Origin of the sequence: Moritella sp. 5 (assembly GCF_018219455.1) — a bacterium.
In the GTDB taxonomy this organism is placed as follows: domain Bacteria; phylum Pseudomonadota; class Gammaproteobacteria; order Enterobacterales; family Moritellaceae; genus Moritella.
On the sequence record NZ_CP056122.1, the window covers coordinates 1613711 to 1629376 of the forward strand.

At 39.4% G+C, this 15666-nt stretch carries 15 protein-coding genes; 7 read left to right on the top strand and 8 right to left on the bottom strand.

All coding sequences use genetic code 11. The features are described from left to right. The first annotated feature begins 122 nt into the window (after window positions 1-122). Together dnaX and HWV01_RS07365 are read left to right on the top strand one after the other, a co-directional pair. Window positions 123-2576, top strand: a complete 2454-nt coding sequence (dnaX, locus tag HWV01_RS07360; RefSeq protein ID WP_211674765.1) for a DNA polymerase III subunit gamma/tau — start codon at window positions 123-125, stop codon at window positions 2574-2576. Between the two features lie 117 nt (window positions 2577-2693). Beyond that, complete coding sequence (locus HWV01_RS07365; protein WP_017220587.1) at window positions 2694-3023, top strand: YbaB/EbfC family nucleoid-associated protein; 330 nt, start codon at window positions 2694-2696, stop codon at window positions 3021-3023. Window positions 3024-3153: 130 nt separating this feature from the next. Here HWV01_RS07365 and HWV01_RS07370 read toward each other — a convergent pair whose 3' ends face one another. The 5 genes from HWV01_RS07370 to HWV01_RS07390 all read right to left on the bottom strand — a co-directional run bounded on the left by HWV01_RS07370 (window position 3154) and on the right by HWV01_RS07390 (window position 6567). Continuing rightward, window positions 3154-3942, bottom strand: coding sequence for a trans-aconitate 2-methyltransferase (locus HWV01_RS07370; RefSeq protein ID WP_211674766.1), 789 nt, complete (start codon window positions 3940-3942; stop codon window positions 3154-3156). A 177-nt stretch (window positions 3943-4119) separates the two neighbouring features. After that, window positions 4120-5013: a hypothetical protein gene (locus tag HWV01_RS07375; protein WP_211674767.1), complete on the bottom strand. Its 894-nt coding sequence runs from the start codon at window positions 5011-5013 to the stop codon at window positions 4120-4122. 9 nt (window positions 5014-5022) lie between these two features. After that, window positions 5023-5784, bottom strand: coding sequence for a hypothetical protein (locus tag HWV01_RS07380; protein WP_211674768.1), 762 nt, complete (start codon window positions 5782-5784; stop codon window positions 5023-5025). Beyond that, window positions 5784-6263: a hypothetical protein gene (locus HWV01_RS07385; protein WP_211674769.1), complete on the bottom strand. Its 480-nt coding sequence runs from the start codon at window positions 6261-6263 to the stop codon at window positions 5784-5786. Before HWV01_RS07385 ends, HWV01_RS07380 begins: the two co-directional genes overlap by 1 nt. A 13-nt stretch (window positions 6264-6276) precedes the next feature. After that, window positions 6277-6567: a J domain-containing protein gene (locus tag HWV01_RS07390; protein ID WP_211674770.1), complete on the bottom strand. Its 291-nt coding sequence runs from the start codon at window positions 6565-6567 to the stop codon at window positions 6277-6279. Window positions 6568-6900: 333 nt separating this feature from the next. On the opposite strand from HWV01_RS07390, the gene recR reads away from it, so the two are divergent. Beyond that, on the top strand, window positions 6901-7503 hold the full coding sequence (gene recR, locus HWV01_RS07395; protein WP_211674771.1) for a recombination mediator RecR: 603 nt from the start codon (window positions 6901-6903) through the stop codon (window positions 7501-7503). A 292-nt stretch (window positions 7504-7795) separates the two neighbouring features. Here recR and HWV01_RS07400 read toward each other — a convergent pair whose 3' ends face one another. Next, the gene (locus HWV01_RS07400) at window positions 7796-8380 is read right to left on the bottom strand and encodes a superoxide dismutase (protein WP_211674772.1); all 585 of its coding nucleotides are present in this window, start codon (window positions 8378-8380) and stop codon (window positions 7796-7798) included. Between the two features lie 338 nt (window positions 8381-8718). Here HWV01_RS07400 and grxD point away from each other — a divergent pair, with 338 nt between their 5' ends. Next, the gene (gene grxD / locus HWV01_RS07405) at window positions 8719-9048 is read left to right on the top strand and encodes a Grx4 family monothiol glutaredoxin (protein WP_211674773.1); all 330 of its coding nucleotides are present in this window, start codon (window positions 8719-8721) and stop codon (window positions 9046-9048) included. A gap of 192 nt (window positions 9049-9240) precedes the next feature. On the opposite strand, the gene HWV01_RS07410 is transcribed toward grxD, so the two are convergent. Beyond that, window positions 9241-10566, bottom strand: a complete 1326-nt coding sequence (locus HWV01_RS07410) for a Na+/H+ antiporter family protein (RefSeq protein WP_211674774.1) — start codon at window positions 10564-10566, stop codon at window positions 9241-9243. 411 nt (window positions 10567-10977) lie between these two features. Here HWV01_RS07410 and HWV01_RS07415 point away from each other — a divergent pair, with 411 nt between their 5' ends. Then, window positions 10978-11481 (top strand): hypothetical protein, encoded by a 504-nt coding sequence (locus HWV01_RS07415; RefSeq protein WP_211674775.1) that lies wholly within the window; start codon window positions 10978-10980, stop codon window positions 11479-11481. A 98-nt stretch (window positions 11482-11579) separates the two neighbouring features. Here the strand turns inward: HWV01_RS07415 and rnt are convergent, their stop codons facing one another. Continuing rightward, window positions 11580-12272: a ribonuclease T gene (rnt, locus tag HWV01_RS07420; RefSeq protein ID WP_211674776.1), complete on the bottom strand. Its 693-nt coding sequence runs from the start codon at window positions 12270-12272 to the stop codon at window positions 11580-11582. A gap of 221 nt (window positions 12273-12493) precedes the next feature. Between rnt and HWV01_RS07425 the strand changes: the two genes are divergently transcribed. Beyond that, window positions 12494-13375 carry an OmpA family protein gene (locus tag HWV01_RS07425; protein WP_211674777.1) on the top strand — a complete coding sequence of 294 codons (882 nt, stop codon included), beginning with the start codon at window positions 12494-12496 and terminating at the stop codon, window positions 13373-13375. A 264-nt stretch (window positions 13376-13639) separates the two neighbouring features. Further along, window positions 13640-15589, top strand: coding sequence for an LTA synthase family protein (locus HWV01_RS07430; protein ID WP_211674778.1), 1950 nt, complete (start codon window positions 13640-13642; stop codon window positions 15587-15589). The last annotated feature ends 77 nt before the right edge of the window (window positions 15590-15666 follow it).

A 15666-nucleotide genomic window follows, 5' to 3' on the forward strand; every position in this document is an offset into this window, starting at 1 on the left:
CCGCTGTCATTGTCATAACAGTAATAATTGTAATTATCATGATTAGCTGGTGGTCAACTGCCAGCTATTTTCATTCCCGAGCATATTAGTGCTTATCAATATTAAGTAATCATTGAACTGTTATGAGTTATCAAGTTTTAGCGCGTAAATGGCGCCCGCATAATTTTCAGCAAGTTGTTGGTCAACAACATGTGCTGACCGCTTTAGTTAATGCGCTAGAGCAAGACCGTTTACACCATGCTTATTTGCTCAGTGGTACTCGCGGTGTTGGTAAAACAACGATCGCCCGCATTTTAGCGAAGAGCTTAAACTGTGAGAAAGGCATTACCAGTAAACCTTGTGGCGAATGTTCAACGTGTGTCGAGATTGATCAAGGTTCTTATGTTGATCTACTCGAAATCGATGCGGCCTCACGTACCAAAGTTGAAGATACCCGTGAGTTACTTGATAACGTGCAGTATAAGCCTGCTCGTGGTCGTTTTAAGGTGTACTTAATCGATGAAGTACACATGCTTTCTAAGCACAGTTTTAATGCGCTATTAAAAACGTTAGAAGAACCACCTGAATATGTGAAGTTCTTGCTAGCGACAACCGATCCACAAAAACTGCCTATTACGATCTTATCGCGTTGCTTGCAATTTCATTTAAAAAGTCTAACGACTGAACAGATATCTCAGCAGTTGGTGCATATTTTATCGCGCGAACATTGCCAATATGAATTATCAGCATTGAACTCAATCGCCAAAGCGGCCGATGGCAGTATGCGTGATGCATTGAGTTTGACTGATCAAGCCTTGTCTCACGGTGCAGGTGAAGTATTACACCAAACTGTGTTAGATATGTTGGGTACGTTAGATCACAGCCATATGTTGCAACTACTGCGTTTAATTGTCAGTGGTGATGCGAATAACTGCATGGCGAAGATTGCCGAGGTGAGTTCGCTAGGACCTGACTTTGACCAATTACATGTAGAATTAGCAAGTTTGTTACACCGTATTGCAATGGCGCAAATTTTACCGTCATCAGTGGTTGATACTGAACATGCCGATAAAGTGAAAGCATTGTCTGATGAAATGTCACCAGAAGATGTACAGTTATATTATCAAATCACATTGACTGGTCGTAAAGAACTGCCACTTGCACCAGACCCACGTAGTGCGTTAGAAATGACGATATTACGTATGCTAGCTTTCCGGCCACAAGGTCGCTTACAAGCGCCAGAAAGGGATGTGACGCCAGCACCTGTCGTAATCGCACCAGCGGTGACGGAAACTGTGGTTGCAGCACAGATTGAACAAGCGACGCAGCAAGTACAGCAACCTATACAAGAATCAACGCAACAACCAGCAGTTCCATTTGTTGAAGTGATTGATGAAGCGGTTACGAATTTAAATCTAGAGCAAGACGAGCTATTACAAGCAGCGCAAGCTATGGGCCATGTTGAAGCGCAAGCTCTTGAACCGCTGGGCTATACAGCGGCGCAGGTTGAGCCACCAAGTATCGCTCCACAGAACTATGTTGCGCCGCAAAACAGTTTTGAACAACAGAATAGCGTTGCACAAGAAAATAACGCAGCAGCAGGATACGCGCCACAACCGATGGATATGTCGCCGACACAAGCCACACCTATCCAGAATGAGCAAGTAAATACAACTCAACAGCAGCAACCGCAGAGTCAAACTCCTGCGCAAGCGCCAGTAGAAGAAAGCAGTGTTGATCAAGGTCGTAAAACACGTAACTTCTTACGTAGTCGTTTAGGTACAACTGCAAAAAAGTCGACAGCGGCGAAGAGTGAACAGGCTCCATCGTCGTATGTACCGCCGAAAAAAGCGGTAGCACCTGTTAGACAGAATACACAACCTGGTCAGAATCGTTTTAACGAACAGCCAGTGAATCAAAATATGCAAGCGCAGCAATTACAGCCACAACAACAGTCTGCACCAGCATGGCAAGATCTACCTCCGCTGGATTCGTATCAAGATCAAGGCAGCTACCCAGATCAAGGGCAGGGCGATTATCATAACCAAATGCCAGAGCCGAATACTTATCCACCGCAGGGCTTTGCTGAACCCGTCGTTCGTCAAATTGATCGCTTTAGCCAGGTTAAGGTTGATATTAATGATTTGTCACCCGCTTTTCAGGCTCAAAAATCAGGTAAATCGACGGCAACGGCACCGCTAGATAATAAGCTGCGTGATGAAACAGACCCGTGGTGTTGCTACATTAATCAGATGAGTTTAGGTGGTCGTGTCCGTCAACTGGCGCTGCACAGTGTGATGGAACAGGAACCTGGTCGTGTTACTTTGACCATGAATCCAGACCAACGATACTTTGCTAATGACAAGTCACGCCAGCAGTTAAGTGAAGCGTTGCAACAAGTGTTATCAGAGCCGGTGGAGTTAGTTATTAACTTTGGTGAAAACCCAAACAAATCAACGCCAGCACAACTTGAAGAAATAATTTATCAACAACGCTTAGCGAATGCGACGAAAAACTTGTATGATGATAAGTATATTCAGTTCTTTATGAACCGTCTCGGTGCTGTTGTTGATGATAGTTCAATTGTACCGTTATAAAAATTTAGTAACCTTGATTTTTTTTTAATGATACCCATATAGTATGAGTATTCAGTGCGAAACAATCGGTATTTATTTATTGTTGTTCGCGACAGTCAGATAGAAAGAGAGTTTAATATGTTCGGTAAAGGCGGAATGGGCGGGCTAATGAAGCAGGCTCAACAAATGCAAGACAAAATGGCTAAAGTACAAGAAGACTTAGCTAATATGGAAGTAGTTGGGGAATCAGGTGCTGGCATGGTTAAAATCACTATGACTGGTAGCCATAACGTACGTCGTGTACAAATCGATCCTGAATTGATGGAAGACGATAAAGAAATGCTAGAAGATCTTATCGCGGCTGCTATCAACGATGCTGCTCGTCGTGTTGAAGAAGAAAACAAATCAAGAATGGCTGACGTTACCGGTGGTATGAAATTACCACCAGGTATGAAAATGCCTTTCTAAGTTGATTGATATTTAATATCGAGCAATTAGCCTCGGCTTTTCCTTTCAGGTTAAGCTGGGGTTTAGTTACCCCATTTCTAGTTAATTTCAGTAATCACCTACCCCCTTGATACCTACCTTTGATCATTTTCTAAACCTTCTGCGACGGCTTACATAGCAATAGCATCCGATGCAATGATAAGGTTGAACAAACATTATTATTACTGATTAATATTTTGAATTTTTTAAGAAAATCAGTCTGAAAATATTTAGGTACTTCTACGTCAAAGTTATCACTAGAAGTATAGACTTTGACCGCGCCAGATTTAAAAATTTTGAATAGCTCTTCATTAGTCACATTATAAGTGAAACTATGCGCTTTAATTGTGGAAGGCGTTAGCCCCGAATGTAATAGGAGATCTTGAAATTGTTCTCTTGTTTCTAAATGTAAGCAAGGAAACTTGAAATTTTGGTATAACTCTGGGAAATGCGTATTAAAAACTTGCTCTACAAGTATTATTATTTCTTCGCACCATAAGTCTCTGTATGGTGTTTGAATTGCTACAACGCCATTCGGAGCGAGCAAATTAGCAATTCGACTTAATGCAATATCATGTCGCTCCCACCACTGAAAAGATGAATTAGAAAAAATTAAATCATAGTCATATCTAGGCGTAAAATCTTCAATTTTTTGACATATAAAATTTAATTTTGATGCTGGGTAGTTATTCTTAGCAATATTAATCATTTTTGATGATGGGTCTATGGCATCAATTATTGCATTCGGATATTTTAAGTTTAATTTATGAGTTACATTCCCACTACCGCAACCGATATCTAGAATTCGTTTTGGTTGGACATGATCAATCATATTAATCAGGTAATTCGCAGCATCTTGCTGAACAATATTATTAATTGAGTACTCTGTTTCATATTCCATTATTGACGCCTCGACTTAAAAATATAATATCATACCATTGTATATCAGTGTTTTATAACAACATTTAAGGTTGGTCTTTGATAGTCTAAAAATTATCGAGGGTATAAAAAAGCAGGAATACCCGATTGGATATTCCCGCTTTTTATTATTCGTTAATCCTGTGAATCTTTATAGATATCACATCACGATATAGACTGGCCAACCTAACAAACCTGTTAGCCCTTCTTTATATTCAAATCGCTCTAATCGCTCTGGACTCGCATCCTTTAAGCGTAAATCCCGGTAGTTTTTAGCAAACGTTAATGTGCGTAGTAGACCTGGCGTAAAGTACTGGCCTAGCTCAATCTTTATGGTCTCGGCAAGTGGCGATGGCAACTCGGACAACGTCAGCTTAATTTGTTGATTAAGATGTTCAATCGAGAACCAGACGTCTTCAAGTTCAATTTTCGCTACGCGTTGCTTAAGATCTGGTCTTACTTTAACGGGACCAAAAAATAGACGGTACAGTACAACTTCCGCAAACACGCATTCAAGGCTTAAACAATCTAAAGGATCGTAGCTTGATTGCGCATAGAATTGCTTTAATAAGCATGCAATAGACTCTTCACGGTTAAACTCTAACAGTGCGTCTTGATAGCTCTGCCAGCCCTGCCATTCATCTGCATCGCTCGGCGTTGATATTTTATCGAGTAAAGTAGGATCTATGTCTCCATATACAGATTTACCGCTCAGCTTATATTTGCTGACACGGCTTAGCATACTCCAACCTTTTTGGAAGGATTTTACAACCCCGTTTGGTGCTAAGAGCAGTTTAAGAGCATGAGCAAGGTCGTGATTACTTAGTGACATTAATCCTAAGCTTGCTACACCGATTACATCGAAAGCTGCATTTTCTAGCAGGTGCATCTTGTGTTTATTATAAAATTTATCAGCTAGTTTAAGGCTCATTAGCACAGCTTTGCTTTTAATTTCTGCAAGTTGTGCTTCATCTAATAGCGCTTCTGCTTGACCATAATCGAGAACTTTACTTAAAAAAGGTCCTTGATTGCCGTCTCTTACTACAATTTGCATTCGGGATCCTTAATCAAGAAAACTAAACATGTCATCGACTTCAGCGTATTCATCATCAACTTCATTCTTCTCTTTTGCTTGAAGCACTAATTCATTGACGAAACTGTCTATGATAGCTACCCAGCTTGAATTTTCGCTACGTAGTAAATTCTTAATTGATTTTTCAACATCAGGTGCAAGTTCACGAATTAAGGCTAGTAGGCTACGTGGATCGTCAATACTTAAACTGTGTGCTTCTTCTTCTGCACTACGTCCTGTATAACCCACAGTTTCGCCATCATCTTCATCATCATAGTTATCAGTGATGTGACTTTGACGTTCAGATTCTATTTTTGGAGCTAACAGATATTCAATGAAAGGAATCGATAGATAAAAAAGACCTGCTTGGTCTTCAGCAATACATTCTAAAATAGCTGTCTGTTTTGCTTCTGTATTTTGAATTCGGATAAGGTAAGTTAAAAAATCAAATGTATGCTGAATTAGTTCATCTGCATTGTTTTTAACTTTCTCTTCCCAATATAGCGGTTGCTGGCAAACGATATCGCGGATCTGTTCAGGTGTCATCAATTCTGACATGATAGAAGGACAAGAAATATCATGGTGACTGTTTATCTGCGTTAAGGTCACGATGTCCATCTGCTCGATCACTTCAACTAAAACGTCATCAGTCATGGTGTTAGCCATTAACTCAAATTTTTTACTTGCTTGTTGAGGCTCTACATCTGCAAGTTGTTTGATTTCGATTACGGCTGTTTCAATTAAGCTATTCATTATTGCTCTTCCTCATCAAATTGATCGTAATAGCCTTCTTCTTCGTCTTCGAGGTAGTCATCATGATCTTGACTAGCTGGAGTAGACAGGTTCTCATTTGATAATAAGAAGAGAACAATACAGCTTTCTATTAATAACGTTTCCGAGTGACCACGAGCAGCTAAAACAAGCGGTATATCAGCATTATTAAAAGCAACGGTTGTTTTAAACTCATTCCATTCAGGTAGAATGCCTTCTTTTATCCATTGAGCCCACTTGATCTTTGCTTCAGGTGGAAATTTTACTTTATCATAAAGTGCAATCGGCAGATACTCTGGCACAGATGCGAGTAACTTAGGGTCTGCTAGTAAAACAGCCTTCATTTGGCTAGTAAACTGCTCGAGTGCATTAGGAGTGTCGGGATCGTTATACGACTCGATATTGCTATATGCGTCTTCTTTTAATTGTTCAATACGTTCGAAATCTATTGCTGTCGCCATGAATACTCTGAAATTAACTTATTGGGTAAAATTGGTCCCACAGCTCGCGCATAGCGGCGGCAGGGTCGGTCACGATTACGTTACTGAAGTTTTTTACAAATTCGCGTTTTAGCTTCGGATTTGAAAGTACTTCATACGCATTTCTTACTCGTAGCAGCTGAGCTTCAGCATGCACTCTCTCATCGTCTGATGCGCCGAGTAATTTATCAGGGTGAAACCGATTCGATAGACGTTTGTAGGCTTTCTTAACGTCGTCTTCATTTGCATTCGGCTTGATACCAAGCACACTAAAGTGGTTAATCATAATGTCACCTGTGGCAGATTAGCTCAACCAATAATTTGGGAGGCAGAAGTTTAACGGCTGAAAGGTCAGAGCACAACACAAAATCGAATATTGTTGTGGCTTAATAGCCTTACTTAGTCGCTTATAAACAGTCATAAGGTTTACACTCCTCTGTTTTTTCCTTATCCCATTTGTATTTATGGTCATTTTAACGGAACTTCAAGTGTGGGCAAGTCCAAAATGCAAGTCACGTAGGTGGCAAAATTATATGCTAAAACATCCGATTTAATGTAGTATTGCGCTCAATATAGATGCGAAATCCGGCTTGAGCAGGTTTTCTTTTTGGAGTTATAAATGAAGTTCAGTCCCTTGCTAGATCAGCTGATTAATGATCTACAAATTTTACCGGGTGTAGGCCCTAAGTCTGCACAGCGTATCGCTTTTCATATTTTAGAACGCAAGCGTGATAATGCTGTATCTTTGGCGCATTCTTTAGAGAAGGCTATGATTGAGATTGGTCATTGCCAGCAGTGTAATACACTGACTGAATTAGATATTTGTGCTATTTGCGCAAACCCTAAACGTCAAAGTGAAAAAACACTTTGTGTTGTTGAAGGTCCCGCTGATGTTGCGGCGATTGAACAAACCAATCAATTTAGTGGTCAATATTTTGTACTCATGGGTCACTTATCACCATTAGATGGTATCGGACCGGATGAAATAGGCTTAGATAAGCTAGCCGAGTTATTAGCATCAGGTCGCTATGAAGAGCTTATTTTAGCAACGAATCCTACCGTTGAAGGCGAAGCTACTGCCTATTATATTGCTGAAATAGCACAAGAATATGGCGTGAAAGCAAGCCGTATTGCGCATGGCGTTCCAGTGGGTGGTGAATTAGAGTATGTAGATGGAACGACCTTGTCCCATTCATTACTTGGTCGACAGCTAATCTGCTAATTATAAGTCGATATTGTTAATAAATTCAGTTAGTTGATTGATAAGTAGAGAACAGTAAACATCAGTGTGGTTGGAATAGACAATGTTAACATTGCTTTGAATGTATTACTAAAATTCATAGAGACCTCAGTCTTAAGAGTTAAGTAATAACATCCTTGTCATTAATATAATGAGATAAAGCATAGCAATTTAGTATTGCTAATACTAGCCAAAGAACAAAAAAACCGATAGCTCTCACTATCGGTTTTTTATTATTGTCTACTGTAAGACGAACCTAGGACTAACAGGTTAATTAAGCTGCGAAGTTAGCGGCAGCGAAATCCCAGTTAGCTAGTGCCCAGAAACCTTTAAGGTAGCTAGGGCGTAGGTTACGGTAATCAATGTAGTAAGCGTGTTCCCACAGGTCAACAGTGATTAGTGGTGTAACACCAGCTTCAGTGATAGGAGTACCTGCGTTAGAAGTGTTAACTATTTCTAATTCGCCTTCAGCGTTTTTAACTAACCAAGTCCAGCTTGAACCGAAGTTGTTTACTGCTTTGTCGTTGAATGCTGTTTGGAATGCTTCGAAAGAACCGAATTTAGCGTTGATAGCGTCAGCTAGTGCGCCTTCTGGTTGACCTTTTGCATTTGGAGTAAGGCTGTTCCAGTAGAATGTGTGGTTCCAAACTTGTGCTGCGTTATTGAAAACAGGACCTTCAGAAGATTTAACAATTTCTTCTAATGATTTTTCAGCAAGAGGTGTGCTTTCGATTAGACCGTTAAGCTTAACCACGTAAGTGTTGTGGTGTTTGCCGTAATGGAAAGAAAGAGTCTCAGCAGAGATATGTGGTTCAAGTGCATCTTGTGCGTACGGTAAAGCTGGTAGTGTAATACTCATAGGTATTTCCTTATTTATTGATAGCTAAAAGCTATCCATTGCTCATTATTGATTTAATTATTGGAGGAATACTAACGCTAGCGCTAAATATATTCAAGTATTTGACTGTAATTGTATTGCTCAATTAATAAATTGTTACGAGTGAATTCATTTCTTAACAATTAGACTAAATATAAAACAAAATAACCCTACAAAATAACGGTGTTAACCAAGCTATAATTAGCATAAAATGGCTGCGAAATTTGTATTTATATAATGCATTCTATGGTTAGAGTTTAAATAACTAGATTCAAATAATAACTACAATAGATGTAAACGCTAAGATTTGTGAGGACACAATGGAAACTTTAGATAAAATCAAACAGCAACTTGCTGAGAACTCAATCATCCTATACATGAAAGGATCTCCAAAACTACCTAGCTGTGGTTTTTCTTCACAAGCATCACAAGCAGTAATCAATTGTGGTGAGCAATTTGCTTACGTTGATATTCTACAAAACCCAGATATCCGCGCTGAATTACCAAAATACGCTAACTGGCCTACATTCCCACAACTATGGGTTGAAGGCGAGCTTGTTGGCGGTTGTGACATCATCATGGAAATGTTCCAACAAGGTGAGCTACAGCCATTAATCGCTGCAGCTGCTGCAAAAGCAAAAGCTGAATAACTGTTAATAGTTGTTAAGCGTTAGTTGTGTTATAAGCGCTCTTAATCGTTTGTAAACATAATCAGAATATTAAAAAGGGAAGCAATTGCTTCCCTTTTTAAGGTCTGTGATTTAATCATCGATTGTTTAAATCACAGATTATTTAGCAATCGAGAGTACCGATATTTAGCTTACGGTACTGCCTCATACCCTTTACAGCGTAACTGCAGCAATCCAACCAAAGATAATAAGCGGAATATTATAGTGGATGAACGTTGGGATCACCGAGTCTCGAATATGATCGTGTTGGCCATCAACATTTAGACCCGATGTTGGACCTAATGTTGAGTCTGATGCTGGTGAACCTGCATCACCAAGCGCGGCAGCAGTACCCACAAGAGATGCTGTTGCTAATGGTGAGAAACCAAACTGCAAAGCAAGAGGTACATAGATAGTAGCAAGAATTGGGATTGTAGAGAAAGATGAACCAATCCCCATCGTTACCAATAAACCTGTTACTAGCATTAGCAATGCAGCCAGACCTTTATTGTCACCAATGACACCACCGATTGAACTCACTAATGATTCAACACCGCTTGTTGCTTTCATTACTTCAGCAAAACCTGATGCTGCGATCATAATGAAACCAATCATTGCCATCATGTGTACACCGCGAGTGAACATATCTTGTGTTTCGTGGAATTTGATAACACCACCAAGCGTAAAGATAATGAAGCCAGTGAGTGCGCCAAGAATGATTGAATCATAAGTTAACTGTAAGCTTAATGCTGAAACAATCGCAACCATAGCCACAATGATGTGACGAGGGTTAAATTCAACCGGTTTATTTTCTTTAGCGGTTAATTCGCTTTCAACCAAATATTCACGAGGTTTACGATAGGTAAATACCACGGCCGTAATTAAACCAATAACCATACCTAATACAGGTAAAGCCATTGCCGTTGGTAATTGCTCAGCAACAACATTCGCACCGTTATCATTTAGATTTTTAAGTAGAATGTTGTTTAAGAAGATGCCACCAAAACCGATAGGTAGGAACATATACGTTGCAGTTAGACCAAAAGTGATCACGCAAGCGACAGCACGACGGTCTAATTTTAATTTAGTCATCACACCAAGTAGCGGGGGAACAAGTAAAGGAATAAAGGCAATATGAACAGGGATAACGTTTTGTGATGAGATCGCGACGAGTAGTAAGGTGAAGAGTAAACCGTACTTAAAACCGTTAATTTGACGTTGTGAGTTACCATCACCTAGACGGCTAACAATTTTAGCTGCGAGTAGGTCTGTAATACCTGACTTTGAGATTGCAACGGCAAATGCACCTAACATGGCATAGTTTAAGGCAATTGACGCACCACCACCTAAACCCGAGTTAAAGGCCGAAATAACTTCTTCTAAAGGTAAACCACCAATTAAACCACCTAAAAAGGCACTAATTGTTAGTGCTACAACCACATTAATCCGCATAAAACTGAGGATTAGCATAGCTAGCACTGCGATAACTACAGGATTCATTTATCTACTTTCCAATGTTAATAATTCTATTGAAGGTAGTATATAAAACTATACTACATAAGATAAGTGAATTTTAAGTCTATTTATGGGTAATTATGCAGATGTAGTGAATTATTGCCGTTAAAAATGAAAAACCTTAACTATTTGATAGTTATTTTTATATTTATCATTTGTTGCGAAGAGCATTTTGAGTGCTAGCATTGCTTTATGCACTTGGGGTTTTATTCTTTAATTGCCGCTGTAACCGGTCCTTCGTATGGATTTGATTAACTATACCTAGTGATGACACCTAAATCATAGAGAAGCTTGTTGTAAAATAAATATGTACTTATTAAGTTTTCATGGTGAGTTTCTCGAATTAGAGTCGGTGTTTAGGCTGCATTGTTAGATTTTTATGGTGTTTAATAATTCATGATTAATTTAGCTAAAATAAATAACAATAAAATCAATACTATTGTTATCAGCACTCGCTTTCATAGGTATTTCATCCTTAAGTTGATTCCCTATTTGGCTTATGTGAATAAATCTATCCGAATTATATATCAATTGGTTGAGCTAGTGACGCCGCAGTGTCGACGTATATTTTGGGGCTCACTCATGTTGATTTCTACTTCCGTAAATGCCGGAAGTATAGAAAATGATAAACAGAAACACTTTATTGCGGAGACGGTAATTTGCGGTACAACCATGATGTATACAGAAAGTTGGTGGCAGACGATACTCGTTGGTTTATCTATTGGAGTTTTGAAGGAAACCTATGATGCGGGCCAGGAAGGGAATGAGTTTAGTAAAAACGACATGGTGGCAAACATATTAGGGTGTCTGGCTGGAGCAAGTTATGGCGCGACAGTGTTACATTTTCATTATGAAAGTGATACAGGTACTACGACCATCGGTATTAAGGGGAAGTTTTAAGTAGCAATACTCATATTCTATATTTTGCCCCTATACAGTTACAACATTACGGCTCACTAAGGTTCGCGATACTTGTTGTTACAAAGGGGCATAATGATTTATTCGGTGTCAGCGTTTAACGTGCTATCACTTACAGTTTCTAGCTCTGCTTCTTCTTCAGGAACAGGTAGTGGCCAACCGCCCATATCTTTCCATTTATTCACTATGTAGCAAAATAATTGCGCAGTTTGTTCTGTATCATATTTAGCAGAATGCGCTTGTTTATGATCAAAAGGAATACCGGCAGCCATACATGCTTTAGCAAGTACTGTTTGACCAACAGCTAGACCAGCAAGTGTCGTGGTATCAAATGTAGCGAAAGGATGAAAAGGATTACGTTTAATCTTTTCTCTATTCGATGCAGCACTTAAAAAACCGTGATCAAATGCCGCATTGTGCGCAACCATGATTGCACGATGGCAACCTGTATCTTTTAAGCCTTTGCGCACAGCTTTATAGATCTCGGTGATCGCTTCGCGTTCAGGTACTGCACCACGTAATGGATTAGTTGGGTCGATACCGGTAAAGTCTAAGGCTGCTTGTTCTAAATTAGCACCTTCAAATGGTTCAACGTTAAAGTGTAAGGTATGCGAAATTTTAAGATAGCCATCTTCATCCATTTCCAGGATAGAAGCGGCGATCTCTAACATCGCATCTGTTTGTGCATTAAATCCCGCAGTTTCGATATCGATAACAACAGGGAAGTAGCCACGGAATCGTTGGCTAAAAGCTGATTTTTCAGTTGTGCTCATGTGATCATTAATTAATGTTGACTTGAATAGGATTATGCCATAATAATTGCTTGTCCTCTAATCAACTTTACTAATTTGTTGTTAGTTGTCGGCATTATCAACAAGGAATCAATTTTAGGTACTTTTTATTTTTTTAGATATTTATAGAAAAGTAACTCAAGTTATTTCACTTAATACCGATAAGTTAATATGGGCTTCGAATAAACAGGATTTTGAACCGTATGATCAACTGCCAACATTTTATAATTGCTTCACTTGTTGCTTTTGGTTCAACAAGTGCCTCTGCTAACATAAAAAACTATGCGGCTAATTACGAATTTTCTCAATGGGAAAATAGTCGTTCTACGCCTGTACAATGTAGCTTGAAGCATGATATTCCTCGTTACGGGCAAGCCATTTTTACTAGTCGCGCCTCGAAATTAATCAACCTTGATTTTGAATTAGATATGAAACGTCTACCTGCGCAAGCTGAAATGGCTTCATTACGTTCTGTTCCACCAAGCTGGAAGCCGGGGAGTGCAGCCCAAGATCTTGCTGATGTTAAACTGTACCGCCAATTTACGGGGTATGTGAGTGAGCAGCCTGCTTGGCGCATGCTTGATGCATTAGATTCTGGCGACTATCCCACATTCTACTTTCGAGACTGGTACCGCGGCGGTGAGTTTATTAGCGTTGGTCTGTCTTCGGTTAACTTCCAAAATAAATACCAAGAATTCCTAGAATGCGTGAGTAACCTATTACCCTATAGCTTGGATGATATTGCTTATTCAGTGCTTGATTTCAATACCGCAAGTGATGAGTTAACACAGAAAAGTCAACAACGTTTAGCGATGATCAGTGAATTCTTACAATACAGTCCAGACATTAATGTTGTTGTTGTTGATAGTTATACTGGTAGCTATGGCGACGAGTTACAAAATTTACAAACATCTTCGTTACGTGCCGAAAATATTAAGCAATATTTTTTAGACAGTGGCCTGAAAAACCTAGAAATCGAAACTAATGGTTATGGCGAGAAAAGCCAAATAGCATCGAATAGTAATATTATTGAACGACAAAAAAATCAACGCGTTGTGATATCATTAGGGCAACCCATTCTTTAATCGCATTCATTTCTCAATCTATATTGATATTCTCAATATAGATTGCCTGTACAAAATCATTATAAATAAAGTACTTCGCAGAGTCTTCTGCTAAACTATCGGTATTATTTATATGAATTAACCTATGTTTTATCTGTAAGACAATGTATTAATTTGTAAGCCATTGTAATAAACCATTTTATGGTTTAGTTGTGTACTTTATAATCAGCTGAATTAATTGTTCCACATAGAAATGGAACGACGTTTTTAGCTAAAGGATATTTAATGCTTAACTCTTCAAAACGACGATTGGGTGTATTTTACCCCATTGTTACTACATTCTTTATTTGCCTCATTATATTAAACATTTCTCGACTAGGATTAAGCCTCTGGCAGGCAGATCGTGTTACTGACGTTAGCGGTTGGGGGACGATTTTTCTTAGTGGTTTACGTATCGATATCGCGACTTTATCTTATTTGTTGATATTACCAGCAATGCTGACGTGTTTTCTTTCTAACGATGGTCTGGTTGGGCGAATTTGGCATGTAATACTTCGTTTGTGGATAGTGACAGGCTTGTGGTTCGTGATGTATATGGAGCTAGCGACACCTTCATTTATTATGGAGTATGATGTTCGTCCGAATCGTCTGTTTGTCGAGTACTTGATTTATCCGAAAGAAGTGTTTGGTATGCTTTGGAGTGGTTACAAACTCGAGTTATTTATTGGTATGGTTGCGTCAATTATAACCGTGCTGGGAGGATGGAAATTAAGTGGCCATCTTGTTAAAGGGCTGACATTCCCTCGTTGGTACTGGCGTCCTGTATTAGCATTGTGTGTGGTCGCTGTTTGTGTGATGGGGGCCCGTTCTACTTTGGGGCATCGTCCGATGAATCCTGCAATGATTGCGTTTTCAACCGACCCTCTGATGAATGACTTTGCATTAAACTCGTCTTATTCATTGCTATTCGCTGTGAAGCAAATGAAGTCTGAAGATGACGCGTTTAAATATTACGGTAAGATGGATACACAACAAATCATTAAGTTGATCCGTGAATCGACGAGTCTTTCTCCTGAGCAGTTTACATCAAACGAACAGCCCACTCTTGCTATGCGTAAAGCAACTTACCAAGGTAAACCAAAGAACATTGTGATTTTGTTGCAAGAGAGTCTAGGTGCGCGATATGTGGGGGCTTTAGGTGGATTACCACTGACACCAAATCTTGACGCTATCATACAAGAAGGCTGGAGTTTTAATCGTATGTATGCAACTGGTACGCGTTCAGTGCGAGGAATTGAGGCTGTAATAACTGGATTCTCCCCAACGCCTGCTCGTTCTGTTGTTAAACTAGGTAAAAGCCAAACTAACTTCTTTACGGCTGCAAATTTATTGAATGAAAAAGGTTACCACACTCAGTTCATTTATGGTGGAGAGAGCTATTTTGATAACATGAAAAGCTTCTTCTTAGGTAATGGCTTTGTTGATATGCAAGACTTCCCAACCTTTACTAACCCTAAATTTGTAGGATCTTGGGGGGCGTCAGATGAAGACCTGTACGATAAAGCGGATGAGCAATTCGCCATGCTGTCTAAGCAAGACAAGCCATTTTTCAGTTTAGTGTTTACCTCATCGAATCATAGTCCGTTTGATTATCCTGATAATCGAATTACAGCGTATAACACACCGAAGCAAACACGTGAAAATGCAGCTAAATATTCAGACTACGCATTAGGTACCTTTATTAATAAAGCGAAAAAATCGTCGTATTGGAAAGACACTATTTTTGTGGTGATTGCGGATCATGATTCACGTGCTTACGGAAACCAATTAGTACCGATTGACCATTTCCGTATTCCAGCAGTGATCTTTGGTGGTGATGTGAAGCCGCGTGAGGATGATCGCTTAACAAGTCAAATCGATCTGCTACCAACATTATTGTCACTGGCTGGCATTGATAGTGTGACGCCAATGATTGGTCACGATATGACACAAAACATTGATCCATCGAAGTTACGTGCGATGATGCAGTTCTACAAGAACTTTGCGTGGATGGATAATAATAATGATGTCGTTATTTTCCAACCAGAAAAGCCCGAATCTAGCTACCATTACGATGCAAACACTACGAACTTGACCAGTAAGCCAGTATCGAAAGATATGGTCATTAAGGCTAAAGCTAATGCACTATGGGGTAGTTTAGCTTATAAGAATAACTTATACACACCAGTAAATTAGTATTAATTTGTTCAGGCTTAAGCTTGAGTTAATATAGCTATGATATAAAGGCGTTAAGAACGATACTCTTAGCGCCT